Consider the following 26,189-nt stretch of genomic DNA (forward strand, 5'->3'; position numbering starts at 1 on the left):
CCCCGGCACCAACGGCCAGCACGCCTACTACCAGCTCATCCACCAGGGCACCAAGCTCATCCCCGCCGACTTCATCGGCTTCGTCAACCCCGTCGGCGAACTGGGCGACGAACTCGCCTCCCAGCACGACCTGTTGATGGCGAACTTCTTCGCGCAGACCCAGGCGCTCGCCTTCGGCAAGACCCCCGACGAGGTCCGCGCCGAGGGCGTGCCCGAGGAGTTGGTGCCGCACAAGACGTTCCGCGGCAACCACCCCACCACCACCATCCTCGCGCGGGAACTCACCCCCTCCGTCCTGGGCCAGTTGATCGCCCTCTACGAACACAAGGTGTTCGTCCAGGGCGCCGTCTGGAACATCGACTCCTTCGACCAGTGGGGCGTCGAACTCGGCAAGGTCCTCGCCAAGAGGATCGAACCCGCCCTGACCGAAGGCGCCGACGTCCCCGGTCTCGACCCCTCCACCGCCGCCCTCGTGGCCGCATACCGCACTCTCCGGAAGAAGTGAACTGACATGCAGCTCGGACTCATCGGCCTCGGCAAGATGGGCGGCAACATGCGCGAGCGGATACGCCGCGCGGGCCACACGGTCGTCGGGTACGACCGCAACCCCGACCTGGCCGACGTGAGCAGCCTCGCGGAACTCGTCGGCAAGCTCGAAGGCCCGCGCGTGGTCTGGGTGATGGTGCCCGCGGGTGCACCCACCCAGTCCGTCGTCGACGAACTCGGCGATCTCCTGGAGCCCGGCGACACCGTCGTCGACGGCGGCAACTCCCGTTGGACGGACGACGAGAAGCACGCCGAGGAGCTGGCCGCCAAGGGCATCGGCTTCGTCGACGCGGGTGTCTCCGGCGGTGTGTGGGGCCTGCAGAACGGCTACGCGCTGATGGTGGGCGGCGAGGCCGAGCACATCGCGAAGGTCCAGCCGGTCTTCGACGCGCTCAAGCCCGAGGGCGACTTCGGCTTCGTGCACGCCGGCAAGGTCGGTGCGGGCCACTTCTCGAAGATGGTCCACAACGGCATCGAGTACGCCATGATGCAGGCCTACGCCGAGGGCTGGGAGCTGCTGGAGAAGGTCGACTCCGTCACGGACGTGCGCGAGGTCTTCCGCTCCTGGCAGGAGGGCACCGTCATCCGCTCCTGGCTGCTCGACCTCGCGGTCAACGCCCTGGACGACGACGAGCACCTGGACAAGCTGCGCGGCTACGCGGAGGACTCCGGCGAGGGCCGCTGGACGGTCGAGGCGGCCATCGACAACGCGGTGCCGCTGCCGGCGATCACCGCGTCGCTGTTCGCGCGCTTCGCGTCACGGCAGGACGACTCGCCGCAGATGAAGATGATCGCGGCGCTGCGCAACCAGTTCGGCGGCCACGCCGTCGAGTCGGCGAAGTAGGACCGCCATGGGCGACCTCATACTGGTCCGCCATGGGGAGACCGAGTGGAGTCTGACGGGCCGGCACACCAGCTGGACCGATCTTCCGCTCACCCCGCACGGCGAGGAACAGGCCAAGTCCCTGGCACCGTTCTTCGCCGGGCAGTCCTTCGCCCGTGTACTGACCAGCCCTCTCGGCCGTGCCGTGCGCACGGCCGAACTCGCGGGCCTGACCGGGGCGGTGACCGACCCGGACCTGCACGAGTGGGACTACGGCGGCTACGAGGGCATCACCACCCGTGAGATCCATGGGACCCGGCCGGACTGGGTGCTGTGGACCGATGGGGTGACGCCGGGGCCGGAGGAGCATCCCGGCGAGTCGCCGCGGGAGATCGCAGAGCGCGCCGACCGTGTGCTCACCCGGGTGGACGCGGCGCTCGCCGAGGGTCCGGGTGACGTGGTGCTGGTCGCGCACGCCCACTTCCTACGGGTGCTGACGGCCCGTCGGCTGGGCCTGCCGGCGGAGTCCGGGCGGCTCTTCCAGCTCGCGACCGCGACCGTGAGCCGGCTCTCCACGGAGCACGGCACCCCGGTGATCGCCACCTGGAACCAGCCGGGGGCCTCGCCCGCGGCGTACTAGGTCCCGGACCGCGCTGGCTCCGACGGGGGCCGGCCCGCCCATCAGGGCGGGCCGGCCCCCGTCCGCGTACGCGTTCCGTCCCGCGGTCCCCGGCGGGTCACGCCCCGCGCGACGGCCGCTCGCGCCACCGCACGAACTCCCTCTCCGGGTCGCCGGTGCAGGACCACGGCATACGGCTGGCGCGGCGCCCGATCATCCCGAACAGCGCCTCCGCGATGTCCGCCGCCCCCGCGTAACAGGCGGCGTGCGTCAGATGGTTGAGGTCTCGGACCTCCTCCGGGGCGACCGGTCCGTCCGGGCGTGCCGTGATCCAGCGCTCCCAGGTGCGCCGTACGTCGTTCACGGCGGCGTCGTGGTTCCAGTGCTGGCCGAGCCCCACGACGGCGTCGCGCTGTCCCTTCGCTCCGTCGAGAACGTAGCGGTACTCCTCGACGCGGGCGAACTGCACCAGGACGGGCAGGGCGCAGCCGGGCGGCGCCACACCGGCCGCGTCCCGCGCGAAGTCGTACATCAGACCGTGGGTGCCGTGCCAGCGCGAGGAGTAGTAGTGGAGGATCTGCAGATGCCCCTCCATGCTGTGCGGGTCGCGGGTGTGCAACTCGTCCCACCAGCGCCCCAGTTCGCGGCGGCGCACACCGGCCGGATAGAGGCGGGCGACCGAGATGAGGGAGATCCAGGGTGTGGGGTCCTCCGGGTAGGCCTCGGCGGCCTGGAGGCAGGCGAGCACGGCCCGGTCGATGCGCTGCGGGTCGATGGGCACGCCGCGGCCCGCCGCGATGGCCACGTTGAAGGCCCTGGCCACGTCGGTCGCGGCCCGCAGCACCAGCGCGTCGGCGCTGCGCGGTTCCGCGGCCAGCCAGGACTCCACGGTCGAGTTGCCCGCGCAGGCCGGTGCGAGCAGCCGGACGCGGTGGCCGCGCACGGCCCAGTCGGGGCCGGTGGCCCGCAGGAGCTCCCGCAGTCCCTGCCACCGGCCGATCACGATGTCCTGGCGGGCGGAGGTGAGCGGGGCGTCCCCGAAATCGGGGTCGAAGTCGGGGGTGAAGCGGTCTCCCGCCATCGGGTCCCTCTCAGAAGTCGGTGGGGAGACCCTCGTGGACACGGGACCGTTCGTCCGCCGCGCCGACGTAGCCGTCGGGGACGTACTCGGTCTCGACGACCTGGGTGGCGTCCAGCCGGGCGGGCCGGTAGTAGTCGCTGCCCTGCTTCCAGTACCAGAGCATGGGGACGAGTCCGACGGCGATGCCGCCGATGCCGATGGTGATGGACGCGCCGCTCAGCTCGCCGAGCGACTCGACGAAGATCCAGAACATGAACAGGGCGCCGAGGAACGGCCACAGTCCGCCGAAGAGGAAGTTGGCCGGGGACTTCAGCAGCATCTTGCGGTAGGCGACGACGACCGCGATGCCGGCGAGTCCGTAGTAGACGGCGATCTGGAGCCCGATGGCGGCGATCGCGTCCGCGAGGATGTCGCCGACCGAGCCGAGGGCGTTGGAGGTCACGAACATCAGCAGGGCGACCGCGCCGACCACGACGATCGCGACCCACGGGGTGTTCCACGTGCGGTGGACGCGGCCCAGCGCGGTCGGCATGGTGCGGTCACGGCCCATCGCGAACAGCGAGCGGGTGACCTGGATGAGCGTGGTCTCCAGGGTGGCGATGGTGGACAGCATGACGGCGACGATCAGGAGTTTCCCGCCCCAGCCGGGCCAGATCTCCTCGCCGAGGACGCCCAGTACGTTGGCGTCGTTCTCCTGGATCTGCCGGTCGGTGAGGATGACGTTCACCGCGATGGTGAACACCTCGAAGAGCAGGAAGACGATACCGACGCCGATGAGACCGGCGAGGCCCGTCGTGCGGCGGCTGTCCCTGGTCTCCTCGCTGAGGTTGCTGGTGACGTCCCAGCCCCAGTAGTAGAAGGCGGCGATGAGCGCGCCGGAGGCGAAGCCGCCCAGCCCGTCGAAGTGGCCGAAGCCCAGCCAGGACCACTCGAAGGAGCGGGCGGTGCCGCCGTGCAGCACCGCGCCGACGGCGAAGACGGCCAGGATCGCCAGCTCCACGCCGGACATGATCAGCTGGGCGCGGACGGTGAGGCGCGCGCCGCCCAGCACGACGAGCAGCATGATCAGGAACCAGCCCGCGCCGACGGCGGTGGCCAGTGCCGTGTTGTCGGCGAGCCCCTCGTCGAACAGGGACAGGGTCATCGCGCCCGCGGGCAGCGAGCCCGCGACCATGAAGATGGTCGCCGAGATCACCAGGGCCCAGCCGCTGATGAAGCCGAGGAAGGGGTGGAGCGTGCGGCCGACCCAGGAGTAGCTGGCGCCCGCGTTGACGTCGATCCGGCCGAGATAGCTGAAGGCGAGCGCGATGCCCAGCATGGGTATCGCGCAGTACAGCAGTGCCGCGGGGCTGGCCAGGCCGACCGCCCCGACGAGGACGGCCGTGGTGGCGGCCAGGGAGTACGCGGGGGCACTGCCCGCCACCGCCATGACGACCGTGTCGAACGTGCCGAGGGCGTTGGCCTGGAGCCCTCTGCCCCTGTTGTTGCTCATGCTCGCGCTGCTTTCCGTCCTGCACGGCGCGCAGGCACGCCCGACAACGCCGTGTGAGAAGTGGGGGGTGTGAAGGTCGATGCCGTACAACCGCCGTCATCGGGCAGAGGGTCGCTCCGCGGGTGGTGTGATGATAGCGGTGGTCGTTCCGCTTTCCAGGTCAACTGGCCGGTAATTTAGGGCCGTCGGCGCCCTGACCTCGCGCCGCCCTGCGCCTTCGCCTCCCTCGCGCCCGGCGCGCGCACTTTCGGATCGCCCCTCGGGCGACGAGGCGATCCCGCACGGCACGCGAGGGAGGCCTGCGGGGGCACGCCCGCCCGCACGGAGCCCCTCACCGGCACTTCCCTCCGGATTCATTGACATGAACCTGACTGGACGGGCACCCTTCATGCTTGAACATGCACGATCCGACGCTGTTTCAAACACCTGCGAACACAACGCCGTTGGTTTTGAGTGGAGATGCGTACCGTGCGAAGACTCCGACACCGTTTCTGGGCCATGGCGGGGCTCGCCACCGCCCTGACCGTCACCCTGCTGGGCGCCCCGTCGACACCCGCGCTCGCGGCGACCCCGGCGAGCGCCGTCCTGGACGACACCCACCAGAGCGTCGACTGGCAGAGCCCCGTCTACGCCAAGGGCACCGCGGGCGGCACCGACAGCTGTCCGTCCGCCGCCGACGACCCGGACGGCGCGGTGTGCGACCGGTTCGACCTGAAGGTCTCGGTGCCCGACGGGTACTGGGCCGACAACCCCGAGGGCGGCGTACCGGTCTCGATCGAATGGCAGCACCCCACCGACGACTTCGACCTGTACATCTACGACGACGCGGGCAAGCAGGTCGCCAGCAGCGCCGGCACCGCCGACCCCGAGTCCACCGTGATCCCCGACGCGTCGGGCACCTACCACGTGCTCGTCGTGCCGTACGACGTGCACGACAACGCGTACACGGGGAAGGCCTACCTGCCGAGGACGACGGACGCCGGCGACCTCACGTCCTTCAGCGGCGGCGACGGAAGCTACACCGTCGAAGCCGGACAACTGAAGGCGCGCGCCGACTTCCTGTCCGGGGGCCGGCTGCGCCTGCAGGCCGATCCGTCCGGCACCCTCACCGACCCGGTGGGCACCGCGATCGTCCGCACCCCGCCCGCCCCGCAGCGCCACACCACGTCCTTCGACGCGGGCTCGTACTACGGCATCCGCTCCCCCGACGCGGTGCTGCGCGTCTACAAGAAGCCCCTGCGCTTCGGCCTGTACAAGGCCGACAACCGCACCCCGCTGTGGCAGGAGGACCGCCCCCTGCGCTGGTCCACCTCGGGCATGCGGCAGAGCCTGACGCGCGGCGCAGACGAGCAGTTCTTCGGCGGCGGCGAGCAGAACGGCAGCTTCTCGCACCGCGACCGCACGATGCACGTGGCGAACAACTTCGACTGGAACGAGGGCGGTTACAACAACTCCCAGCCCTTCTACCTCTCCAGCGCCGGCTACGGCGTCTTCCGCAACACCTTCGCACCGGGCGTCTACGACTTCGGCTCACCGGTGCGGACCGGACAGCAGGAACGCCGCCTGGACGCCTACTACTTCATCGGTGACGCGAAGCAGGTGATCGGCAAGTACACGGCACTGGTGGGCAAGCCGTTCATGCCACCGGTGTACGGACTGGAACCGGGCGACTCCGACTGCTACCTCCACAACGCCAACCGCGGCGAGCGCCACACCCTCGACGCCCTGAAGATCGCCGACGGCTACACCTCCCACGACATGCCGCTCGGCTGGATGCTCGTCAACGACGGCTACGGCTGCGGCTACGAGAACCTCCCGCAGACGGCCGAGGGCCTCCAGGACCACCACGCCCAGCTCGGGCTGTGGACCCAGGACGGCATCGACAAGCTCGCCGACCAGGTGAAGGCCGGCCAGCGTGTCGCCAAACTGGACGTCGCCTGGGTCGGCAACGGCTACGGCTTCGCGCTCGACGCCTGCGACCGGGCCAAGGCAGGGATCGAGGACAACAGCGACGCGCGCGGCTTCGTGTGGCTGCCGGTGTCCTGGGCGGGTGCCCAGCGCTGCGGCGTCCTGTGGAGCGGCGACCAGAAGCTGTCCTGGGACTACATCCGCTGGCAGATCCCGACGTACGCCGGGGCCACCATGTCCGGCATCGCGTACAACACGGGCGACGTGGGCTCCATCTACCGTCACGACGCCAAGATGTACACCCGCGACCTCCAGTGGAAGGCGTTCCTGCCGGCCGTCATGACGATGGACGGCTGGGCCTCCGACATCACCACCGGCAAGCCCGCCGACCAGCAACCCTGGCTGGACGGCGAGCCGTACACCTCCATCAACCGCAAGTACCTGCAGCTGAAGGAGCGTCTGCTCCCCTACATGTACACGCTGTCCGCCGAGGCCACGAAGACGGGTGTCGGAGCGGTGCGCCCGCTGTGGCTGGAGTACCCGGACGACCCCGCGGCCCTGGGCCCCGACGCCAAGTACGAGTTCCTCGTCGGCCGCGACTTCCTCGTCGCACCGGTCTACGAGGACTCCGAGACCCGTGACGGCATCCATCTACCCGAAGGCACCTGGACCGACTACTGGACCGGCCGCACCTATCAGGGGCCGACGACGATCGACGGCTACCACGCTCCGCTCGACACCCTCCCGCTCTTCGTGCGCGGCGGCGCCGTCGTGCCCATGTGGCCCAAGGGAACGACGAGTTGGCAGACCCGTGACCGGCACGAGCTGGACTGGGACCTCTACCCGAAGGGCGACAGCAGCTACACGCTGTACGAGGACGACGGGGTGACGCGGCGCTTCGCCGAGGGCGCTTCGGCGACCCAGCGCGTCACCGTGCACGCCACCGCGCGCAGCACGGAGGTCGGCGTCGGTGCGGGCAAGGGGAGTTACGAGGGCAAGCCGTCCGCGCGCGCGTACCGCTTCACCGTGCACGGCGGGTCCGCGCCGCGGCAGGTCCTCATCGACGGACGGCCGCTCGCGCGTGACGCCTGGTCGTACGACACGGGCTCCGGGGTGACGACGATCGTCACCCCGGACCGGCCGCTGGACCGCGCGTTCTCACTGCGGCTCGTGCGGTGACGTCGCGCGGGTCGCGCACCCCCCGTACGGCGCGTGCGCGACCCGCGGGCTCAGCGTCCCGGGCGCGCCGCGTGCTGCGCGGCGAGGCGCACCGGGGCGTTCTGCGCTCCGTACCCCCGGTATCCGCCGTCGCGCTGGACGAGTTCGAAGAAGACGCGGCCGACGGTCTCGGTGTAGCAGTGCCGGAACTCGCCGGACTCGTCACGGTCGTACAGAATGCCGAGCTCGCGGTAGGTGTCCAGCTCACCGTCGCCGAGCTCGAAGCGTGCGGCCAGGTCGTCGTAGTAGTTCGCGGGGACCGGCAGCAGCCGGCCGCCCGCCGCCCGGAAGCGGCGGGCGGCGCCGACCACGTCGTCCGTGGCGAGGGCGATGTGCTGGGTGCGGGCCGCGTCGCCGGAGGGGGCCGGCCCGACACCCAGCGCGATACGGACGCCGCCGTCGGCGCTGGTGACGGCCCGGCTGCGGTGCAGGCCGTAGGGGTCGGCGACGTCGACGCTCTCCTGAGCGCTCAGCCCGAGCACGCTGCGGTGGAAGAGGGCGGCCTCGTCGAACTGGTGCCAGGGCTGGGTGAGGGCGAGATGGTCGATCCGGGTCACATGACCACCGTCCGGCTTGTCGCCGACGGGCTCGAAGTCGCCGGTCCAGTCGAGCGGTTCGGGAGCGTCTCCCTCCTCCTGAGGCGCCCGCGACCCGGGAGTGCCGCAGAAGAAGAGTTCGGTGCCGTCCGGTGCGGCCACCGCGTCCAGCGGCGCGTCCTCTGGCGCGCGCCGCCGCGGCAGGACGGGGGCGAGCAGGGACTCGGCGCGGCGGGCCGCGCCCGCCGGATCCGGTGACTCCAGGCCGACGGCGGCGAGCACCGTGCCGCCGCGCCTGCCCGCGGGGCCCGTGTTGACGAGGACACGGGCCTCGCCCTGCTGCCAGAGGTCCACCGGCTTGCTGCGGTGACGGGCCGTACGGGTGAAGCCGAGGGCGCCGAGGATCCCCGTGACCGGCGCGGCGTCGGGGGTGACCAGTTCGGCGAAGGCCACACCCGTGGGCACCACGGGGGCGGGCGGCCTGGCGAGTCCGGTCGCCTCCTGGAGGACGAGCAGGGAACGCCGGGCGTCCACGGCGGTCTCCCCGGCTTCGGCCTGGCGGAACACGTCGTTGAAGACTTCGAGGGAGAGCGGCCCCCGGTACCCGGTGGCGATCACGTGCCGCAGGAGACCGGCGAGGTCGAACCCGCCCTGGCCGGGGAAGCACCGGTAGTGGCGGCTCCACTGGAGGACGTCCATGGCGATCAGCGGGGCGTCGGCCAGTTGCAGGAAGAAGATCTTCTCGCCGGGGATGTCGGCGATGCCCTTGGGGTCGCCGCCGCGGGCGAGGATGTGGAAGCTGTCCAGGCAGGTGCCGAGCGCGGGGTGGCCGGCCGCCCGCACGATGCTCCAGGCGTGCTCGTAGGTGTTCACATGACGTCCCCAGGCCAGTGCCTCGTACGCGACGCGGATGCCGAAGTCCCGGGCCAGAGCGGCGAGTTCGCCGAGCTGCTCGGCGGCGAGGGCGTCGTCGTCCACGGCGAGCGGGGAGACGCTGGAGCACACCAGGACCGTGTCGGCGCCGAGGCGGCGCATGAGCTCGAACTTGTGCCGCGCCCGGCGCAGATTGCGGGCGAACTCCTCGGGGGGCACGGCCTCGATGTCGCGCATCGGCTGGTACAGGTCGATGGAGAGTCCGAGGTCGGCGGTGCGGGCCCGGATCTCCTCGGGTGCGAGAGGGGTCGCGAGCAGGTCGTTCTCAAAGATCTCGACACCGTCGAAGCCCGCCCGGGCCGCGGCCGTGAGTTTCTCCGTCAGGGGTCCGCTGAGCGAGACGGTGGCGATGGACGTGCGCACGGGATGCTCCTTCGAGGCTGCTTCGGGACGGTGGGCAGGGCGCGGCGGTGTGCCGGCCTCGCGACGCCGTCGGGGTGGCGGACCTCGGCCGGGACCTCGCCCGGACGGGGCGGACGCGACGCGTCCGGACGGGGGCGGACGCACTTCGGTCCGGCGACGCCGGACGCGTCGGGCCGGACGGTCGTGGACGGGCCGCGGTCGGACGGGCGCGGGCATGCTTCGGACGGGGTCAGTGCCGGGCGGGCTCCGCGCCCGCGAGTTCGGCGATGTCGGCGAACATCCGGGCGCTGTCGGGTTCCCGCCCGGTGAAGAGCCGGAACGCGTCGGCTGCCTGGAAGGCGGCCATGCCCCCGCCGTCGAGGGTCGCGCAGCCGAGCGCGCGGGCGGTGCGCAGCAGCTCGGTCTCCAGGGGCCGGTAGACGACTTCCGCGACCCAGAGCCGGGGGTGCAGCAGCGCGGCCGGGAGCGGGAGCCCCGGGTGGGCCGCCATCCCGGTGGGGGTGGCGTGCACGATGCCGTCGGCGTCGGGAAGGAGGCCCGCGAGCGCGTCCGGCGACGCGGCGGCGGCCCGGCCCGCACTGAAGTGGGATTCGAGGGCGGCGGCGAGGACGGCGGCACGGTCGGGCATCGCGTCGACGACGGTGACCTGCCCGGCTCCCAGGGTGAGCACCGCGTGCGCGACGGCCGCGCCGGCGCCGCCCGCGCCCAGTTGCACGACCCGCTCCAGCGAGACGTCGGGCAGACCTCGGGCGAAGGAGGCGGCGAACCCCGTGACGTCGGTGTTGTGCCCGATCGCGCGGCCGTCCTCGAAGACGACGGTGTTGACCGCGCCGAGCGCTCGCGCCTGCGGGGCGAGTTCGTCGAGGTGGTCGATGATCAGCTGCTTGCAGGGATGCGTGATGTTGAGGCCGTCGAAGCCGACGTCGCGTGCGGCGCGGACGAGTTCGCCCACCGCCTCGGGGCCCACGCCGAGCTCGTCGATGTCGATCAGCCGGTACAGACAGCGCAGCCCCTGCCGGTCGCCCTCCCGTTCGTGCAGCGCCGGGCTGAGCGAGGGGCCGATGCCGGCCCCGATGAGGCCGACGAGATACGAGGTCTGGGACACGGCGGAGCCTCCAGGGGCGAGGACGGCGACCGGTCGATGGGCGGTGTCGGCGGACGACCGGCCGGGCGACGGCAGCTCGGGCTAATGTACGAACTGGTTCGTTAGTCATATCAAGCCTCCCGCCCGATGGGAAGGGGCCCGCCGCCGGCACCCGTGACCGGGACGGCGGACCGGCAGGACCTGCTTCTACAATCGCGGGCACCTGCCTCTCGCCCGAAGGAACCCGATGACCAGCGTCGAAGAACCGGCACGACCCAACGGGCGGATCCGCGACGCCGCCCGCACCAAGGCCGAGATCCTCGACGTGGCGACCAAGGAGTTCGCGCGCGCCGGCTACACCGGCGCCCGGGTCGACGAGATCGCGGCCCGCACCCGCACCACGAAGCGGATGATCTACTACTACTTCGGCGGCAAGGAGCAGCTCTTCACCGCGGTCCTGGAGCGCGCGTACTCGGTGATCCGGGAGGCCGAGCAGGAGCTGGACGTCGAGCACCTGGACCCGGTCGCGGCCATCCGCCGGCTCGCCGAGCTGACCTTCGACCACCACGAGGCGCACCCCGACTTCATCCGCCTGGTGAGCATCGAGAACATCCACGAGGCGGAGCACATCACCGCCTCCGAGGAACTGGGCAGGATCGGTTCGCCCGCGCTCGACGTGATCGGCCGCATCCTGGAGACGGGCCGCAGGTCGGGCCTGTTCACGGCCGATGTCGACGCGGTCGACCTGCACGCGATGATCAGCTCGTTCTGCTTCTTCCGGGTCGCGAACCGGCACACGTTCGGGGCGCTGTTCGGCCGCGACCTGGTCGCCCCGGACCAGCGCGAGCACTACCGCACCATGCTCGGCGACATGGTCATCGCCTATCTCACGGCCGACCGCGCGGCGGACTGAGACCCCGCGGACGGCGTCCTTCGGGGCCCGCGGACCGCGGACTCCTCGCGCACACCCTCTTGACACCCGGGAAACGCGGGCGCAGCATCCCTAGCCATCCGCTACTAACTATCCAGTGGGTTAATTAGCCGGGGTGCGTCACATCGGAGAGCACCCACTCGGCACAGCCGACCCGTACACCCCAAGGGCCCCGGCACCTCTCCCCCGCCCGCACTCCCGTCCCCGGAGTTCCCTCGAAGGAGCACCCCGTGTCCGACCCCGCCGCCCCGCTCGACGCGCCTCCCGGCCAGCCCCGCAAGGCGGCCATGGCCGCCTGGATCGGCAGCGCCCTGGAGTACTACGACTTCTTCATCTACGGCAGTGCCGCCGCCCTGATCTTCCCGAAGGTCTTCTTCGACGAGTCCGACCCGGCGACCGCGACCCTGCTGTCGCTGGCCACGTTCGGTGTCGCGTACGCCGCCCGCCCCGTCGGCGCCCTGTTCCTCGGCCACTTCGGCGACCGGCTCGGCCGGAAGAAGATCATGGTCTTCACGCTGATCCTGATGGGACTGTCGACGTTCCTCATCGGCTGTCTGCCCACCCGCGCCCAGGTCGGAGGCCTGGCCCCGGTGCTGCTGGTGCTGTGCCGAGTCCTCCAGGGAATCTCGGCGGCCGGCGAGCAGGCGAGCGCCAACTCGATGACGCTGGAGCACGCGCCGCAGGACCGGCGCGGCTTCTTCACCAGCTTCACCCTCAGCGGCACCCAGGGCGGCCAGCTCCTCGCGACGCTCGTCTTCCTCCCCGTCGCCGCGCTGCCCGAGGACCAGCTGCTCTCCTGGGGCTGGCGCCTCCCGTTCTGGCTGAGCGTCGCGGTCGCCGTCGTCGGCTACGTCATCCGGCGCACCCTCCAGGAGACCCCGGCCTTCACCCGTCAGGCCGCGACCGAGGGCGTGGTCAAGCTGCCCCTCGCCGTCCTGTGCCGAGACCACTGGGCGGACGTCCTGCGGGTGGTGGCGGGCGCCCTGATCGCCTCGGTGAGCACGATCTTCACGGTGTGGGCCCTGGCCTACGGCACCAGCGACGCGGTCGGCCTGTCCCGTACGCAGATGCTGTGGGTGGGCGCGCTCGCCAACATCGTGGCCCTGGGCGCCATCCCCGCCTGGGCCACGCTCTCCGACCGCATCGGCCGGCGCCCGGTCTATCTGGTCGGCGCGGCGGGCAGCGCCGTACTGATGTTCGCCTACCTGTGGGCCATCTCGACGGGCTCGTACCCCTTGGTCCTGCTCTTCGGCGTCCTCGCGTTCGGTGTCGTCTACAGCGCCGCGAACGGTGTCTGGCCGGCCTTCTACGGCGAGATGTTCTCCACCCGCGTGCGGCTGTCCGGCGTGGCGATCGGCACCCAGATCGGCTTCGCCGTCGCCGGGTTCGCCGTCACGTTCGCCGCGCAGATCGCCGGGCCGGACGGTGCGGACTGGTCGTCCGTGGCCCTGTTCACCGCGGCGCTGTGCGTCCCGCCGGTGCTCGCCGCGCTCTCCGCGCGTGAGACGCACCGTGTGCCGACGGAGCGGCTGGGAGAGTCCGTGGCGGGGGAAGCCGCTCGGCACGAGACCGTGACGGTCTGACCCGCGGCCCCGGCGCGGGCCTTCCACGCCACCGCGGGGGGGTGATCCCGCGCGCAAGTCCCCGTCCGCGCACGGCGGTTCGGGGACTTGCGGGTACCCGCCCCGGCAGGGGCACTGTTGACAGGCGACGTCTTCGGCAAGAACATCGGCCGCAACGGGCACGACGTGCCGGTACGGCCGCGTGGCACCACCGCGCGGCGAAGGGGGCGGGCAGGCGACACGGGCACGCCGACGGCGCGCCCGCACGCGAGGGAACCGCTCAGCACACCCCGGCCGGATTCAGGGGCGGCCGGTGTGTGCGGAGTGCCCGTCGCGTGGCGCCGCCCGACCACCCGCCCCGGGGCCTGTCCGACACTTCCCGGCGCCGCCGGGCAGGCGGGAAGTGTCGGACGGGCCCCAGGGGTTCAGCGTCCCCGGGGAATGCCGTACGCCCGCTCGACCCGCAGCCGCAGCACGAGCCGGCGGTCGCGGACCATCGCGGCCCGGTAGTCGTCCCAGTCGGGGTGCTCGCCGAGGACGTCCCGGTAGACGCGGACGAGTTCCTCGACGGTTTCGTCGTGCGGGTCCGCCGCGACGGGCGTCAGGTCCGCCGTGCCCTCGGCGACCGTGTAGGCCCACCGGTCGTCGCTGGTCACGTGGTACGAGGCACGCGGGTCACGGCGCAGGTTGCGGGTCTTGGCGCGGTCGTCGGTGAGGGAGACCCGGATGACCCCCTCGTCGGGGTAGTAGGCGTGGCTGACGTTCGACAGCTGGGGCCGCCCGTCCTTCTTGAGGGTGACGAGCACCCCGCCCTTGTACTCGGAGAGCAGCTTGAGCAGTGCGTCCTGAGGCGCTTCCTGAGTCATGCCCTGATCAACGCCCCGCCCGCGCCCGGCATTCCGGTCCGGGGCCGCCCGCGTCCGCCGTGAACCCGGGCGACGGCCGCTCGGCGCACCCAGGTGACCGGCACTCGCGCTCCTTGCGGCCCCACCCGTGCGTAGACAGTGTCTACGCATGGGTGGTAGACAGTGTCTATGAGCGAGCACGAGAGCACCGGACTGCGCGAGCGGCTGATCGAGGCCGGCGTCGACCTCGTCGCCGAGGAGGGGGCGCAGGCACTGTCACTGCGCGAGATCGCCCGGCGGGCGGGCGTCTCGCACGGCGCTCCCCGCCGCTACTTCCCGACCCATCTGGAACTGCTGTCCGCCATCGCCCGCCGGGGCTTCGCCGATCTGCAGGCCCGCGCGACGGCGGCCGTGGGCTCCCCGGAGGCGGCGGTCGGCGCCGGTGCACACCCCCGGGCCCAACTGGCCACGCTCGCCGGGGTCTACCTCGACTTCGCGCTGACCCGGCGCGGGATGTACGAGCTGATGTTCCGTCACGACCTGTTGGAGAGCGGTCGACTGGGGCTCAGGGAGACGAGCCTGCCGATGTTCGCCACGCTGGTGGACCTGGTCGCGCGGGCCCGCCCGGGAGCCGACGCCCCCGTCGTCGCGGGAGCGCTGTGGGCGAACCTGCACGGCATCGCCCAGCTGTGGGGCTGGGGCAGCCTCCAACTCACCACCGGTACGGGCGACTTCGCGCCCTTGCTGCGGGCGGCACTGGACGCCCACCTGGGGCCGGAGGATCCGGACGCCCCCATGAGCTCGGGCGATCCGGGCGGCCGGCGGAGCCCGCAGGGGCCGGACGCGCGCCTCGGCCCGGCGGATCCGAACGGTCGCTTCGGAAAGGAGGACGCGTGAACCCGTCCGTGTCACCGGGCCGTCGACGGCTCGCGCTCGCCGCCAGTGTCGTAGGCGCCGTGATCGTCGCGCTGGACGGGACCGTGCTGACCGTCGCGCAGCCCGCACTCCAGCGCGACCTGCACGCCTCGTTCGCAGAGGCCCAGTGGACCAGCACCGGCTACCTCGTCGCGGTGGCCGGCCTGCTCGTGTTCGCGGGACGCGTCGGGGACCGTTACGGCCACCAACGGGCCTTCGCCGTCGGCGTCCTGGGCTTCGGCGCCGCGTCGGCGGGCATCGGTGCGGCACCCGGCATCGGCTGGGTGATCGCACTGCGGGTCGTTCAGGGCGTGTTCGGAGCCCTGCTCCAGCCGGCCACGCTCGGGATGCTGCGGGCCGCCTATCCCCCGGACCGGCTGGGCATGCCCATCGCGCTGCGGACGAGCGCCATCGGTCTGTCGGCGGCCGCCGGTCCCGTCGTCGGCGGGGCGCTGGTCACCCAGCTCGGGTGGCGGGCGGTGTTCTTCCTGAACGTGCTGCCCGCGCTCGCGGCGGTCGTCGCGGCGCTCGCCGTCCGCGCCCCGGCCCGGCGCGACGGCACCACCCCGGCCGGCGGTCTGGACGTGCCCGGTGCCTGCCTGCTCGCGGTGGCCCTGGCGGCGCTGGTGCACACGCTGACCGGGTTTCCGGGTTCGGCCCGGCCGGCTGCGACCGCGCTCGGCACGGTCGTGTGCGTGGCGGCGACCGTCGTGTTCGTACGCCATGAACGCCGCGCCACTCATCCGCTGCTGCCGCCCGGCGTCCTCGGTCCGTCGGCCGTCGGCCCGGCGCTCGGCCTGCTGGTCGCCGCGTCGGCGGCCATGCTCGGCTCGCTCTTCGTCGGCAGCTACTTCCTTCAACGCACCCTGGGGCTGGACCCGTTGGAGACGAGTCTGCGGGCACTGCCGGGCGCCGTGGCGATGGTGGCCGGCGCCCCCGTCGCCGCGGTGCTCGCGCGCCGCCTCGGTCCCCGCCCGACGGCCGTCGCCGGGACGGGCGTGCTCACCCTCGGAGTCCTGCTGCTGTCCCGGCTCGACGAGAGGTCGACGGCCCTGACCATCGGCGTCGGCTTCCTCCTGCTCGGTGCCGGCTTCGCCACCGTGATGGTCACCGCCACGGAGGTCGTCGTGCGGCATGCCCCGGCCGAGGCCGCGGGCGTGGCGGGCGGGCTCCAGCAGACGGCGATGAACATAGGTCCCACCTTCGGGATCGCGACGGCCGCCACGCTGATGACGCTCGGCACCGAGGTCGAAGCGGGCCCACCACTGACCGTGCTCGCCGCGGTGTCCGCCGTCGGCGTGCCGCTGGCCCTGCGGTTTCCGGGGCACAAGAGGGACACGACCGCCGATCAGGGTCGGCGCGGGCACCACGCTCCATCGGTGCGTACGAGATCATGAACGCCAACAGCCGCGGCGCAAAGGGGAACGATGGGACACCTGCGACAGGAGGTCGAGCCGGGCGAGGCCGGACTCGACCGCAAGGCGCTGGACCGCCTCGACGACCACTTCGCCGCGCTGGTCGACGAGGGCCGGCTGCCCGGTTGTCTCGTGGCACTGGCCCGGCACGGCCGCGTCGCCCACCTCACCACGTACGGTCTGCGCGACCGTGAGGCGGGGCTTCCGGTGAAGGACGACACCCTGTGGCGGATCTACTCCATGACCAAGCCGGTCACGACGGTGGCCGCGCTGATGCTCCTGGACGAAGGGCGCCTCCGTCTCGACGACCCGGTGGCGGACTTCGTCCCCTCCTTCGCCGACATGCGGGTCTACGTCGACGGGTCCGGCTCCGGCACCCGGACCCGGCCCGCGCGACAACCCGTGCTGCTGCGCCATCTGCTGACCCACACCGCCGGGCTCACCTTCGGCTTCTACCACGCCCACCCCGTCGACGCGCTCTACCGGGACGCCGGACTGACTCCGTCGGTGCCGCCCGGCGCGGACCTGGCCGAGACCGTCGAGGTGTACGCCGGGCTGCCGCTCCAGTTCGAGCCGGGTACCGGGTGGAACTACTCGGTCGCCACCAATGTCGTCGGCCGTGTCGTCGAGGTGGTGTCCGGTGTCGGCCTCGACACCTTCCTCGCCGAACGGATCTTCCGCCCGCTCGGGATGACCGACACGGGCTTCCAGGTCACGAACGAGCAGTCCGGCCGGCTCGCCCAGCTCTACGGGGAGGACGGCGACGGGGGGATCACGCCGGTCCCCGGCCTCCCGCTGCACGGCCGCCCCCGCTTCCTGTCCGGCAGCGGCGGCCTGGTCGCCACGGCGCACGACTACCACCGCTTCATGGAGATGCTGCGCCGCCGCGGCGAACTCGACGGAGTACGGCTGCTCGCCCCCGGGACCGTGGACCTGATGGTCTCCAACCACCTGCCCGGCAACGCCGACCGACGCGCCTTCGGCACCCCCGTCCATCAGGAACCCGGCAACGCGGGCCTCGGCTTCGGGCTCGGTGTCTCGGTCGTGGTGGACCCCGCGATCACCCGGTCCCCGTCCTCCGAGGGCGCGTTCGGCTGGAGCGGGGTGGCCACCACGACGTTCTGGGTGGACCCGCGCCGCGACCTGACGGTGCAGTTCCTGAGCCAGGTCCGCCCGGCGGGCTCGAACCCGGTGTTCCCCGAGCTGAAGCGGCTCGTGCACGAAGCGCTCCTGGACTGACACGTGGTCCGCACGGCCTCGCGAGCGCCCGTACGGGCGGCACGGTCAGACGACGTTGACCTCGCGGCGCGGCGCGTCCGCGGCGAAGCGGTCGGCGCTCAGCGGACCGACGTCGACGAAGGGGGCACGGCCCAGGTAGAGGTCGCGGACGACCTCGCCGACGGCGGGCCCCTGAAGGAAGCCGTGGCCCGAGAACCCGGTCGCGTACAGGAAGCGGGAGAGGGAACGCGCCTCGCCGATCAGCGCGTTGTGGTCCGGCGTGACCTCGTACAGACCTGCCCAGCCGCCCGTCCTGCGGAGGTCGAGCAGGGCCGGAGCCCGGTGCCGCATGGCCTCGTACAGGCGGGGGATCCAGCGGTCGTGCGTCCGGATCGAGAAGCCGGGCGTCTCGTCCGGGTCGGACATGCCGAGGAGGAGGCCGGGGCCCTCCGCGTGGAAGTAGAGACTGCTGGTGAAGTCGATGGTCATGGGCAGGCCGGGGGGCAGGCCGGGGACGGGTTCGGTGACGGCGATCTGACGGCGCAGCGGCTCGACCGGGAGATCCACGCCGGCCATCGCGCCGATGCCCCGTGACCAGGCGCCCGCGGCGCACACCACCGTGTCGGTGGCGATCCGTCCGAGGTCGGTGAGCACGGCGGTGACGGTGTCGCCGTGCGTCTCGATGCCGGTGACCTCGCAGTGCCGCAGCAGGGTCGCGCCGTGGCGGCGGGCCCCGGCCGCGTACCCGTGGACCACCGCCTCGGGTGTGCAGTGCCCGTCGTCCGGCGAGAAGGCCGCGGCCAGCAGCCCGTCGGTGTCGATCAACGGGGACAGTCGGCGCGCCTCCGCCGGGTCGATCATCCGGCTGGGCACGCCGAGCGCGTTCTGCAGCCGCACCCCGGCCCGGAACGCCTCCACCTCCTCGGGCGTGGAGAGCAGGAACAGATAGCCGACGCGGTGCAGTCCGATGTCGTGGCCCGGTTCCTCGGCGAAGCGGGCGAACGCCTCCAGACTGCGGGCGCCGAGCTGGATGTTGAGCTCGTCGGAGAACTGCGCCCGCACCCCGCCGGCCGCGCGCGAGGTCGACCCGGAGGCGAGTTCGTCGCGCTCCACGAGCACCACGTCCGGCACCCCGGCGCGGGCCAGGTGGTAGGCGATGCTCGTGCCGATGACCCCGCCGCCGACGACGACCACACGCGCGGTTCGGTTCACGGCCGTGCCTCCTGGGCCCGGGCGGCCTCGATCACGGCCCAGGCCGCGGCGGCGTCCTGGACGCCGAGTCCGACGCTGTTGTAGAAGACGATGTCGTCGCGCCGGGTGCGTGCCGTCCGCCGGCCGGTGAGGACGGCGCCGAGCGGGACCAGGTCCTCACGGTCGAGCCACCCCTCCCGCAGGGCCCCGATCACCGGCCCGGCGTGTTCCGCCGCGGTGCCGGGATCGTCGACGACGACCGCGGCGGCCCGTCGCAGCACGTCCGCGTCGACCTCGCTGCGGGTGGGTTCGAAGGACCCGACGCTGACGACCGTGCAGCCCGCCGCCAGCCGTGCGCCCCGCACGACCGGCGTGGCGCTGAGGGTGCAGGCCGCCACCATCGGCAACCCGGCGACGGCCTCCTCGGCCGAGTCGACGGCCTCGACGAGGAGGCCCAACTCGGCCGCGAGGCGCCGGGCGGCGGCCTCCCGGCGGCCCGGGTGCGGACTCCACAGCCGTACGGACCGCAGGTCCCTGACCTGCCCGACGGCCCGCGCGTGGGCGAGCGCCTGGGTGCCCGAGCCGAGGATCCCGAGCTCCGTGGCGTCGCGGTGGGCCAGCACGTCGAAGGCGACGGCGGAGGCCGCGGCGGTGCGCAGCGTCGTCACCGCGGTGCCGTCCATGACGGCGACGAGCCGGCCCGTGACCGGATCGAGCACGTTGATCACCGCGTGCACGGTGGGCCGTCCGGCCGCCGCGTTGCCCGGGTTGACGCTGCCGAACTTGGCGACGGCCCCGGTGCCGGCGGACAGCCGGGCCAGGTACGCGAAGACGACGCTGTCGTCGAAGCGACTGGGGTGCATGATCTTGCCGGGCAGCTCCGCGGTGCCGTCACCGAGCGCGGTGAAGGCCGCCCGCTGCGAGGCGATCGCCGCGCCGGGATCCAGCAGCCGGGTCACCCGCGCACGTGACAGATACAGCGGGCCCGCCTCGTCGACGTCGTCCTCGTCGTGTTCGGTCATTCCTCAGTGATAACCGTCTTCGCCGATCCGCAAAAGATCGCGTCCGCCCAGCCGTCCCCGTCCAGGTGGGGCAGATAGTGGTCGAGGCGCTCCCGCTTGGTCAGCAGATAGGCGAGGTTCTCCTCGCACGGCGGGATCAGCAGGGGCACCTGCTCGGCGACCTTGATGCCGTGCCGCACCAGGGCCTCCCGCTTGCGCGGGTTGTTCGACAGCAGGCGCACCGAGCGCACGCCGAGGTCGTGCAGGATGTCCGCCGCCACGCGGTAGTCGCGGGCGTCCACGGGGAAGCCGAGGGCGAGGTTCGCCTCGACGGTGTCCAGCCCCTCGGCCTGGAGCTTCATCGCACGGAGTTTGCCGATCAGGCCTATCCCGCGCCCCTCGTGGCCGCGCAGATAGACGAGGACGCCACGGCCCTCGGCGACGATGGCGCGCAACGCGGCGCCGAGTTGAGGGCCGCACTCACAGTGCGTGGAACCGAAGGCGTCTCCGGTCAGGCACTCCGAGTGGAGCCGCGTCAGCACGTCCCCTTTCTTCAGGGACGCCAAGTCCCCGTACACGAGGGCGACTTGTTCTTCACCGCGGTCGTGGTCGAAGTAGCCGACGGCATGGAAATCGCCGTACTTGGTGGGCAACGGGGCGATCACGGCTCGTTCGACACCTGAGAGAGGGGCATTCCCGTCGAGTACGCCAAAGTTGTCTGTCATGATCTGGTTCCTAAGCAGAGTCGAAAGGGCCGTGGAAATATGAGTGGTTCGGGAACGCGCTCGACGGTATCCGGTCTGTTGCCGCTGGACACCACCCAGGACGTGAAGGAACGGGGGGCCGGTGTCACCCGTCAGGTCGCCGTTCTTCCCGTCGGCAGCTTCGAACAGCACGGCCGGTTCCTGCCGTTGGCCACCGACACGCTCGTCGCGTGCGCCGTGGCGCGGGAGATTGCCGCGGCCTTTCCGGTGCATCTCCTTCCTCCGGTGACGATCTCCTGCTCGCACGAGCACTCCGCCTGGCCGGGGACCGTCAGCATCTCCGCGGTCACCCTGCACGCGGTGGTCCGGGACATCGCCGACTCGCTGCGCCGTTCCGGCGTCGACACCCTGGTACTGGTCAACGGCCACGGCGGGAACTACGTCCTCGGCAATGTCGTCCAGGAATCCGCCGGGACCGGTACCCGCATGGCGCTTTTCCCGGCCGCGGAGGACTGGGAGGCCGCCCGTGAACGGGCCGGTGTGCAGACCTCGTTGCTCAGCGACATGCACGCGGGAGAAATCGAGACCTCCATTCTTCTGCACGCCCATCCGGAATGCGTGGGGGACGGTTACGAATCCTCGGATTTCCTCGCGGACGACCGGCGGCATCTGCTGACCCTCGGGATGTCCGCCTATACCGATTCCGGTGTCATCGGCAGGCCTTCGCTGGCTTGTGCCGAGAAGGGGAAGGAAATACTGGCCGCGCTGACCGACGCGTTCGGAGCGTATTTCTCGCTGCTGACCTCGCCGACGGCCTCCCCCGGCGAACAGGCTCCGGCGGACGGGACTTCGGCGGTCGACGGGCCGTGAGCGGTGGTTGATCGTCGGCATCGGTCGCGCCCTCCTGCGCTCTCCTCCCGGGGGCGCCGGAGGGCGGCGCCCCACCGGACGACCAGGACGACGAGGCCCGGCAGGCTCGCCGCGAAGCTGAGCACTCCGTAGACCACGGCGACGGTCAGGCCCATGCTCGCGCCGAGCCCGGCGGCGCCGAACGCCCACGCGGTGACGCCCTCCCTGGGACCCCAGCCGCCGACGTTCAGCGGCAGTCCCATGGCGAGCAGTGCCAGCAGTGCCAGCGGCACCAGCCGGGCGATGGACGCCCCGGATCCGGCGACCCGGGCGGCCACCACGAACATGGCCACGTGTCCGGCGAGCACGGCGAGGGACGAGAGCAGCACGCCGGGCCAGCTCGCCCGGGCGAGCAGGGCGCCCCGCGCCTCCGCCAGGGTCGCGCGGGCGGCCCGGAACCGCTCCGTGCGACCGGGCGCGCGGCGCCCGCGCACGGCGCCGACGGCGACCGCAGCGCACACGGAGACGATCGCCAGGAGCAGCGCCAGCCGGCGGGTCTGGGTGAGGACCGGTGACGGCTGCGTGGCCAGCACCGCCGCTCCCACGCCCACCAGCACGAGCTGTCCGGCGGTCCGTTCGAGGACGACCGCCCGCACGCCGCGGCCGATGTCCCCGGCGCTCTGCCCGTGCCGTACGGCGCGGTGCACGTCGCCGAGGACTCCGCCGGGCAGCGCCGCGTTCAGGAACAGGGCGCGGTAGTAGTCGGCGACGGCCGTGCCCAGCGGGAGCCGGATGCGCAGCGCGCGGGCCACCACGGACCAGCGCCAGGCGCTCAGCACGGTGGTGAGCAGGCCGATTCCGAGCGCGACGAGCAACGTCGTCGCGTCGATCCGCCGCAGTCCGTCCAGGAAGACGCCGGTCCCGAGCCGCCAGAGCAGCACGGCGAGGATGACGACTCCGGCCGCAGTGCCGAGGTGCGTGCGTATCCGGGGGGAGCCGAGGCGGGCGCGGACGGCGGCGGGAACTCCGCGCCGCCGGGAGGCCCCGTGGCCGCCGTCGCCCGCCGCCTCGTTCGCCGCACCGCCCACCGGGACGTCGACGCCCGCGCGGATCGGGACGACGTCGGCCCCCGTGTGCTCACCGAGCGCCTCGCGACGGGCGCGGATCAGGTCCGCGCGGGCCTCTTTGACGCGGGTCCGGTCGGCTATCGCCTCGATCCCCACCGACTCCAGTCCGGCGCTCACCGCGCACCGCCCGGCAGCGCCAGGAGGTCGCTGTGGTGGACCACAATCCTCAACTCACCTGTCCTGCATGCCTCCAGACGAGACGTCAGATACGACTCCGCCCGGGCCGCCAGCTCGGGACGCTGCTCGACGGCCGCGCCGACCCAGCCGCGCAGCCACTCCTGGGCGAGCTCGGCGTCGTCGGGGCCGAGCCGCCAGGGGCTCGGATGCACCCGTACCGTCGCGCCGTATCGTCCGAAGGCTTCGCAGGCCGTCGTGACGGCGTCCGGGCCGGTCAGTTCGCCGCGGCGCTGGTGCGCGTTGAACGCCTCGGCGATCTCGGCGTCGAGCGGGTCGGCGGGCGTGAGTTCGACACGGCCGACGACGGACAGCGTCAGCAGGGCCGGGACACCGGCGCCGACGCAGGCCGCGGCGAGCCGGTCGATCTCGTCGGCGGTCAGCACGTCCAGCAGGGCGGAGGCCGTCACCAGCGAGGCTCCTTCGAGCCCGTCCGCGGTGAGCCGGCCGATGTCGCCGCGCTGCGTGGTGACCGAGACATGGCTGCCGTCGGCCGCCGCGCGGGGCGCTCCGGCGGTGGCGAAGTGCAGCAGGTACGGGTCACGGTCGTGCAGCACCCAGTGCTGGGCGCCGTCGATCCGGGGAGCGAGCCAGCGGCCCATGGAGCCGGTGCCGCAGCCGAGGTCGTGCACCACCAGCTCGCCGCGGCCCGGCCGGTTCGCGAGCCGGATGCGCAGCGGGTCGAGCAGGTCGTGCGCCCGCGCCGAGGCGTCGGCCCCTTCCCGCAACCGGAGCCACTGCGGTGCGTATCGCGTCACGTCGTCGGCGTCGGCCGTATCCGCACGCTGACCGGGCACAGCGGTCCTCCCCGTCGTCTCCGGCACCCCGGGCACGGCCGTGCCCGGTTCGGGAACCCCCGCGGGGGTCGTCGCCGTGCTCATGCCGCCCTCCGGGGTTCCCGGGGCAGCCGGGACAGCACGCCGGCGAGACTGCGGGCCGTGGCGGCCCAGCCGTCGAGCGCGGCGCGCCGGCTGCGGGCGGCGGCCTTCAGGCGGCGGCGCACATCGGCCTCGCCGAACCAGCCGCGCAGTTCCACGGCGAGCGCCGCAGGGTCCTCCGGCGGTACGAGGATGCCGGGCACCCCGCCGTCGGGTGCGCGTCCGACCGCTTCGGGAAGGCCGCCGACGTCGGTCGCCAGTACGGGGATCCCGCGGGCGAGCGCCTCGGTGACGGCCATGCCGTAGGTCTCCGCGTAGGAGGTGAGGACCATCAGGTCGGCGGCGGCGTAGCTCGCGTCGAGTTCCGCGCCGGCCTGCGGTCCCGCGAGGTGCAGTCGGTCGCCGAGACCGTGCCTCTCGATCAGGGCGCGCAATTGCGCGACGTACGCCGGGTCCTGGGTGAGTCCCCCGACGCAGACGCAGCTCCAGGGCAGGTCGGTGACGGTCGCGAGGGCCTCGATCAGCCGGTGCTGTCCCTTGCGCGGGGTGACGGCGGCGACGCACAGCAGGCGGGAGACGCCGTCGGTGCCGGGGGCGAGCGGCGCGATGTCGGCGCCGGGTGCCGCGACATGGACGCGGTCCGGGGCGAGGCCGTGGTGGGAGACGAGTCGGCGTACGGCCCAGTCGCTGGTGGCGACGACGGCCGGTACGGCCCGCAGCGTCGCGCGTTCGCGGGCGTCGAGCTCGGCGGCGACCGCGGGGGGCAGCCCGGTCTCGTCGCCGAGCGGGAGGTGCACCAGCACCGCGAGGCGCAGCCGTTCGGCCTCGGGCACGACGATCTCGGGGACACCGCAGGCGACCAGGCCGTCCAGCAGGACGACGGTGCCGTCCGGGAACTCGGCCAGTGTCCGGGCGAGTTCGGTGCGGGCGGCTGCCTGGGGCCGGGGCCAGTCGCCCGGGACGGCGTGCCGGTGCACCTGCCAGCCGAAGCCGGGCAGGTCCAGGCAGAGCCGGCGGTCGTAGGCGTTGCCGCCACTGGGTGCGGCCGGGTCGTCGACGCCGCCCGGCATGACGAAGTGCACGGAGCGCAGGGACATGGGGATGATCTCGGCGTTCTTGAGTGCCGGGTGCCGCACGGGCCGGTAGTTCAGGGACATCTGGTCCCTGGGCCCGGACGCCAGGCCCCGGTTCGGGATCGCCTGGTCGAGGGTCGTGTCGGTCACAGGGCACGCTCGTAACTCGCCCAGGCGATGTGCGACTCGTGCAGGGTGACGGTGATGCCGGACAGGCCGTGGGCGCCCTCGCCCAGGGCGCCGGCGTGCACGCGGTCGGCGAGCCGGTCGGCGATGACCTTGGCCAGGAACTCCGTCGAGGTGTTGGTGTCCTTGAAGTCGGCTTCGTTGTCGAGGTTGCGGTAGTTCAGTTCGCTCACGACGGCGCCGAGTTCCTGCGTGGCCAGCCCGATGTCGACGACGATGTTGTCGTCGTCCAGCTCGGCGCGACGGAAGGTGGCGTCCACCAGGAACGTCGCCCCGTGCAGGCGCTGCGCGGGGCCGAAGACCTCGCCACGGAAGCTGTGGGCGATCATCAGGTGATCGCGGACGGTGATGCTGAACAACGGACGACCCTCCAGGTGCGGTGCGTCTGATCCCCTGCCGGGGCACGTCGTGTAGTACGGCTGCCTGGTTCTCCTTGTTCAGCCGCCCGTTCCCCTTTCTTCGGAGTCCTCGGAGGTCAGGCAGCTTGCCGCGGGCTCAAACGTCGTCGTAGACCACGCGGTGGCACAGGCCGGGTATGGATCCGGCGGCGAGCTTCGCCATGACGTCGGGCAGTTCACCGAAGGCGCACTCGCCGGTGACGAGCGCGTCGAACGCCGGCTCGGCGAGCAGTTCCAGGGCGAGCGCGAGCCGGTCGGCGTACGTCCTGCCGGAGCGGCGGGCCGGGGAGACGGAGCCGACCTGGCTGCTGCGGACGACCAGGCGGCGCGAGTGGAAGGCCTCGCCGAGCGGCAGGCTGACGCGCCGGTCGCCGTACCAGCTCAGTTCGAGCACGGTCCCCTCGTCGGTGAGGAGTTCCAGGGACCGGGTGAGCCCGGCCTCGGTGGCGCTGGCGTGCACGACGAGGTCGCATTCGCCGGCGGCGTCACCGGGCAGCGCGAAGTCGACGCCGAGCGCCCGGGCGATGTCCGCCCGCGAGGGGTCGGCGTCGACGAGCTGCACCCGCACGCCGGGGAAGCGGGCGAGCAGCGCGGCGACGGAACAGCCGACCATGCCGCCGCCCACCACGGCGATCCGGTCGCCGACCAGCGGCGCCGCGTCCCACAGCGCGTTCACCGCGGTCTCCACGGTCCCGGCGAGCACGGCGCGCGGGGCGGGCACGGTGTCCGGTACGACCGTCACCGCCTCGATCGGGACGACGTAGTGCGTCTGGTGCGGATACAGGCAGAAGACGGTCCGGCCGAGCAGCGACTCGGGTCCTTCCTCCACCTGGCCGACGCTCAGATAGCCGTACTTGACCGGCGCGGGGAAATTCCCCTCCTGGAACGGTGCACGCATCGAAGCATGCTGGCTTTCCGGAACGCCGCCGCGGAAGACGAGGGTCTCGGTGCCCCGGCTCACCCCGGAGTAGAGCGCGCGCACCCGCACCTGCCCCTCGCGGGGCGCGGGCACGGTGACTTCGCGGATCTCGCCGTGTCCGGGAGAACCGAGCCAGAAGGCCCGGGCTGTGAGTTCCATGAGCGTCCCCCTGAACGATTCAGCAGATCTTCACGTACGGA

Annotated in this window: 20 protein-coding genes and 3 pseudogenes; 10 read left to right on the plus strand and 13 right to left on the minus strand. The window is 72.4% G+C overall.

Features of this window, described 5'->3' with window-relative positions:
* The 3 genes and pseudogenes from ABEB03_RS16600 to ABEB03_RS16610 form a co-directional block, all read left to right on the plus strand.
* Positions 1-505, plus strand: a pseudogene (locus ABEB03_RS16600) (glucose-6-phosphate isomerase); the annotation flags it as partial.
* Positions 506-511: 6 nt separating this feature from the next.
* The gene (gene gnd, locus ABEB03_RS16605) at positions 512-1,390 is read left to right on the plus strand and encodes a phosphogluconate dehydrogenase (NAD(+)-dependent, decarboxylating) (RefSeq protein ID WP_345648756.1); all 879 of its coding nucleotides are present in this window, start codon (positions 512-514) and stop codon (positions 1,388-1,390) included.
* 7 nt (positions 1,391-1,397) lie between these two features.
* Entirely contained in the window at positions 1,398-2,009 is a 612-nt protein-coding gene (locus tag ABEB03_RS16610; protein ID WP_345648761.1) for a histidine phosphatase family protein, read from the plus strand.
* A 97-nt stretch (positions 2,010-2,106) separates the two neighbouring features.
* Here the strand turns inward: ABEB03_RS16610 and ABEB03_RS16615 are convergent, their stop codons facing one another.
* Both ABEB03_RS16615 and ABEB03_RS16620 read right to left on the minus strand, forming a co-directional pair.
* Positions 2,107-3,069 carry a hypothetical protein gene (locus ABEB03_RS16615; protein ID WP_345648765.1) on the minus strand — a complete coding sequence of 321 codons (963 nt, stop codon included), beginning with the start codon at positions 3,067-3,069 and terminating at the stop codon, positions 2,107-2,109.
* A gap of 10 nt (positions 3,070-3,079) precedes the next feature.
* A complete protein-coding gene (locus ABEB03_RS16620) occupies positions 3,080-4,561 on the minus strand; it encodes an APC family permease (protein WP_345648768.1) in 1,482 nt (493 codons plus the stop codon).
* 468 nt (positions 4,562-5,029) lie between these two features.
* On the opposite strand from ABEB03_RS16620, the gene ABEB03_RS16625 reads away from it, so the two are divergent.
* Positions 5,030-7,648, plus strand: coding sequence for a glycoside hydrolase family 31 protein (locus ABEB03_RS16625; RefSeq protein ID WP_345648770.1), 2,619 nt, complete (start codon positions 5,030-5,032; stop codon positions 7,646-7,648).
* Positions 7,649-7,698: 50 nt separating this feature from the next.
* Here the strand turns inward: ABEB03_RS16625 and ABEB03_RS16630 are convergent, their stop codons facing one another.
* Positions 7,699-9,519 (minus strand): bifunctional sugar phosphate isomerase/epimerase/4-hydroxyphenylpyruvate dioxygenase family protein, encoded by a 1,821-nt coding sequence (locus ABEB03_RS16630; protein ID WP_345648772.1) that lies wholly within the window; start codon positions 9,517-9,519, stop codon positions 7,699-7,701.
* 229 nt (positions 9,520-9,748) lie between these two features.
* Positions 9,749-10,624, minus strand: coding sequence for a shikimate dehydrogenase (locus tag ABEB03_RS16635; protein ID WP_345648775.1), 876 nt, complete (start codon positions 10,622-10,624; stop codon positions 9,749-9,751).
* Positions 10,625-10,850: 226 nt separating this feature from the next.
* On the opposite strand from ABEB03_RS16635, the gene ABEB03_RS16640 reads away from it, so the two are divergent.
* The gene (locus tag ABEB03_RS16640; protein WP_095937744.1) at positions 10,851-11,516 is read left to right on the plus strand and encodes a TetR/AcrR family transcriptional regulator; all 666 of its coding nucleotides are present in this window, start codon (positions 10,851-10,853) and stop codon (positions 11,514-11,516) included.
* A gap of 305 nt (positions 11,517-11,821) precedes the next feature.
* Positions 11,822-13,117 carry an MFS transporter gene (locus ABEB03_RS16645; RefSeq protein ID WP_345649502.1) on the plus strand — a complete coding sequence of 432 codons (1,296 nt, stop codon included), beginning with the start codon at positions 11,822-11,824 and terminating at the stop codon, positions 13,115-13,117.
* Positions 13,118-13,521: 404 nt separating this feature from the next.
* Here the strand turns inward: ABEB03_RS16645 and ABEB03_RS16650 are convergent, their stop codons facing one another.
* The gene (locus ABEB03_RS16650) at positions 13,522-13,962 is read right to left on the minus strand and encodes a PPOX class F420-dependent oxidoreductase (protein WP_095937742.1); all 441 of its coding nucleotides are present in this window, start codon (positions 13,960-13,962) and stop codon (positions 13,522-13,524) included.
* 168 nt (positions 13,963-14,130) lie between these two features.
* On the opposite strand from ABEB03_RS16650, the pseudogene ABEB03_RS16655 reads away from it, so the two are divergent.
* The 3 genes and pseudogenes from ABEB03_RS16655 to ABEB03_RS16665 all read left to right on the plus strand — a co-directional run.
* Positions 14,131-14,721 (plus strand): annotated as a pseudogene (locus tag ABEB03_RS16655) (TetR/AcrR family transcriptional regulator); the annotation flags it as partial.
* Positions 14,722-14,834: 113 nt separating this feature from the next.
* A complete protein-coding gene (locus ABEB03_RS16660; RefSeq protein ID WP_345648787.1) occupies positions 14,835-16,253 on the plus strand; it encodes an MFS transporter in 1,419 nt (472 codons plus the stop codon).
* Positions 16,254-16,283: 30 nt separating this feature from the next.
* On the plus strand, positions 16,284-17,510 hold the full coding sequence (locus tag ABEB03_RS16665; protein WP_345648790.1) for a serine hydrolase domain-containing protein: 1,227 nt from the start codon (positions 16,284-16,286) through the stop codon (positions 17,508-17,510).
* A gap of 45 nt (positions 17,511-17,555) precedes the next feature.
* Here ABEB03_RS16665 and ABEB03_RS16670 read toward each other — a convergent pair whose 3' ends face one another.
* From ABEB03_RS16670 to ribA, 3 genes are read right to left on the minus strand one after another with little or no spacing between them, the layout of a single operon-like run.
* Positions 17,556-18,701: an NAD(P)/FAD-dependent oxidoreductase gene (locus ABEB03_RS16670; RefSeq protein ID WP_345648793.1), complete on the minus strand. Its 1,146-nt coding sequence runs from the start codon at positions 18,699-18,701 to the stop codon at positions 17,556-17,558.
* Positions 18,698-19,702 carry an ornithine cyclodeaminase family protein gene (locus ABEB03_RS16675; RefSeq protein ID WP_345648796.1) on the minus strand — a complete coding sequence of 335 codons (1,005 nt, stop codon included), beginning with the start codon at positions 19,700-19,702 and terminating at the stop codon, positions 18,698-18,700. The genes ABEB03_RS16670 and ABEB03_RS16675 overlap by 4 nt, the downstream gene beginning before the upstream one ends.
* On the minus strand, positions 19,699-20,406 hold the full coding sequence (ribA, locus tag ABEB03_RS16680) for a GTP cyclohydrolase II (protein WP_095937737.1): 708 nt from the start codon (positions 20,404-20,406) through the stop codon (positions 19,699-19,701). The genes ABEB03_RS16675 and ribA overlap by 4 nt, the downstream gene beginning before the upstream one ends.
* A 39-nt stretch (positions 20,407-20,445) precedes the next feature.
* Here ribA and ABEB03_RS16685 point away from each other — a divergent pair, with 39 nt between their 5' ends.
* Positions 20,446-21,255 carry a creatininase family protein gene (locus ABEB03_RS16685; RefSeq protein WP_345648802.1) on the plus strand — a complete coding sequence of 270 codons (810 nt, stop codon included), beginning with the start codon at positions 20,446-20,448 and terminating at the stop codon, positions 21,253-21,255.
* 161 nt (positions 21,256-21,416) lie between these two features.
* Here ABEB03_RS16685 and ABEB03_RS16690 read toward each other — a convergent pair.
* From ABEB03_RS16690 to ABEB03_RS16710, 5 genes and pseudogenes are all read right to left on the minus strand, one after another.
* Positions 21,417-22,478 (minus strand): annotated as a pseudogene (locus ABEB03_RS16690) (lysylphosphatidylglycerol synthase transmembrane domain-containing protein); the annotation flags it as partial.
* Positions 22,475-23,416, minus strand: a complete 942-nt coding sequence (locus ABEB03_RS16695; protein ID WP_345648805.1) for an SAM-dependent methyltransferase — start codon at positions 23,414-23,416, stop codon at positions 22,475-22,477. The gene ABEB03_RS16695 and the pseudogene ABEB03_RS16690, both read right to left, overlap by 4 nt.
* Entirely contained in the window at positions 23,413-24,636 is a 1,224-nt protein-coding gene (locus ABEB03_RS16700; RefSeq protein ID WP_425589250.1) for a glycosyltransferase family 4 protein, read from the minus strand. Before ABEB03_RS16700 ends, ABEB03_RS16695 begins: the two co-directional genes overlap by 4 nt.
* Complete coding sequence (locus tag ABEB03_RS16705; RefSeq protein ID WP_028805644.1) at positions 24,633-25,031, minus strand: 6-pyruvoyl trahydropterin synthase family protein; 399 nt, start codon at positions 25,029-25,031, stop codon at positions 24,633-24,635. The genes ABEB03_RS16700 and ABEB03_RS16705 overlap by 4 nt, the downstream gene beginning before the upstream one ends.
* Positions 25,032-25,167: 136 nt before the next feature.
* Positions 25,168-26,148, minus strand: a complete 981-nt coding sequence (locus ABEB03_RS16710; RefSeq protein ID WP_345648809.1) for a zinc-dependent alcohol dehydrogenase — start codon at positions 26,146-26,148, stop codon at positions 25,168-25,170.
* Between the last annotated feature and the right edge of the window lie 41 nt (positions 26,149-26,189).

Origin of the sequence: Streptomyces siamensis (assembly GCF_039543605.1) — a bacterium.
Classification (GTDB): domain Bacteria; phylum Actinomycetota; class Actinomycetes; order Streptomycetales; family Streptomycetaceae; genus Streptomyces; species Streptomyces siamensis.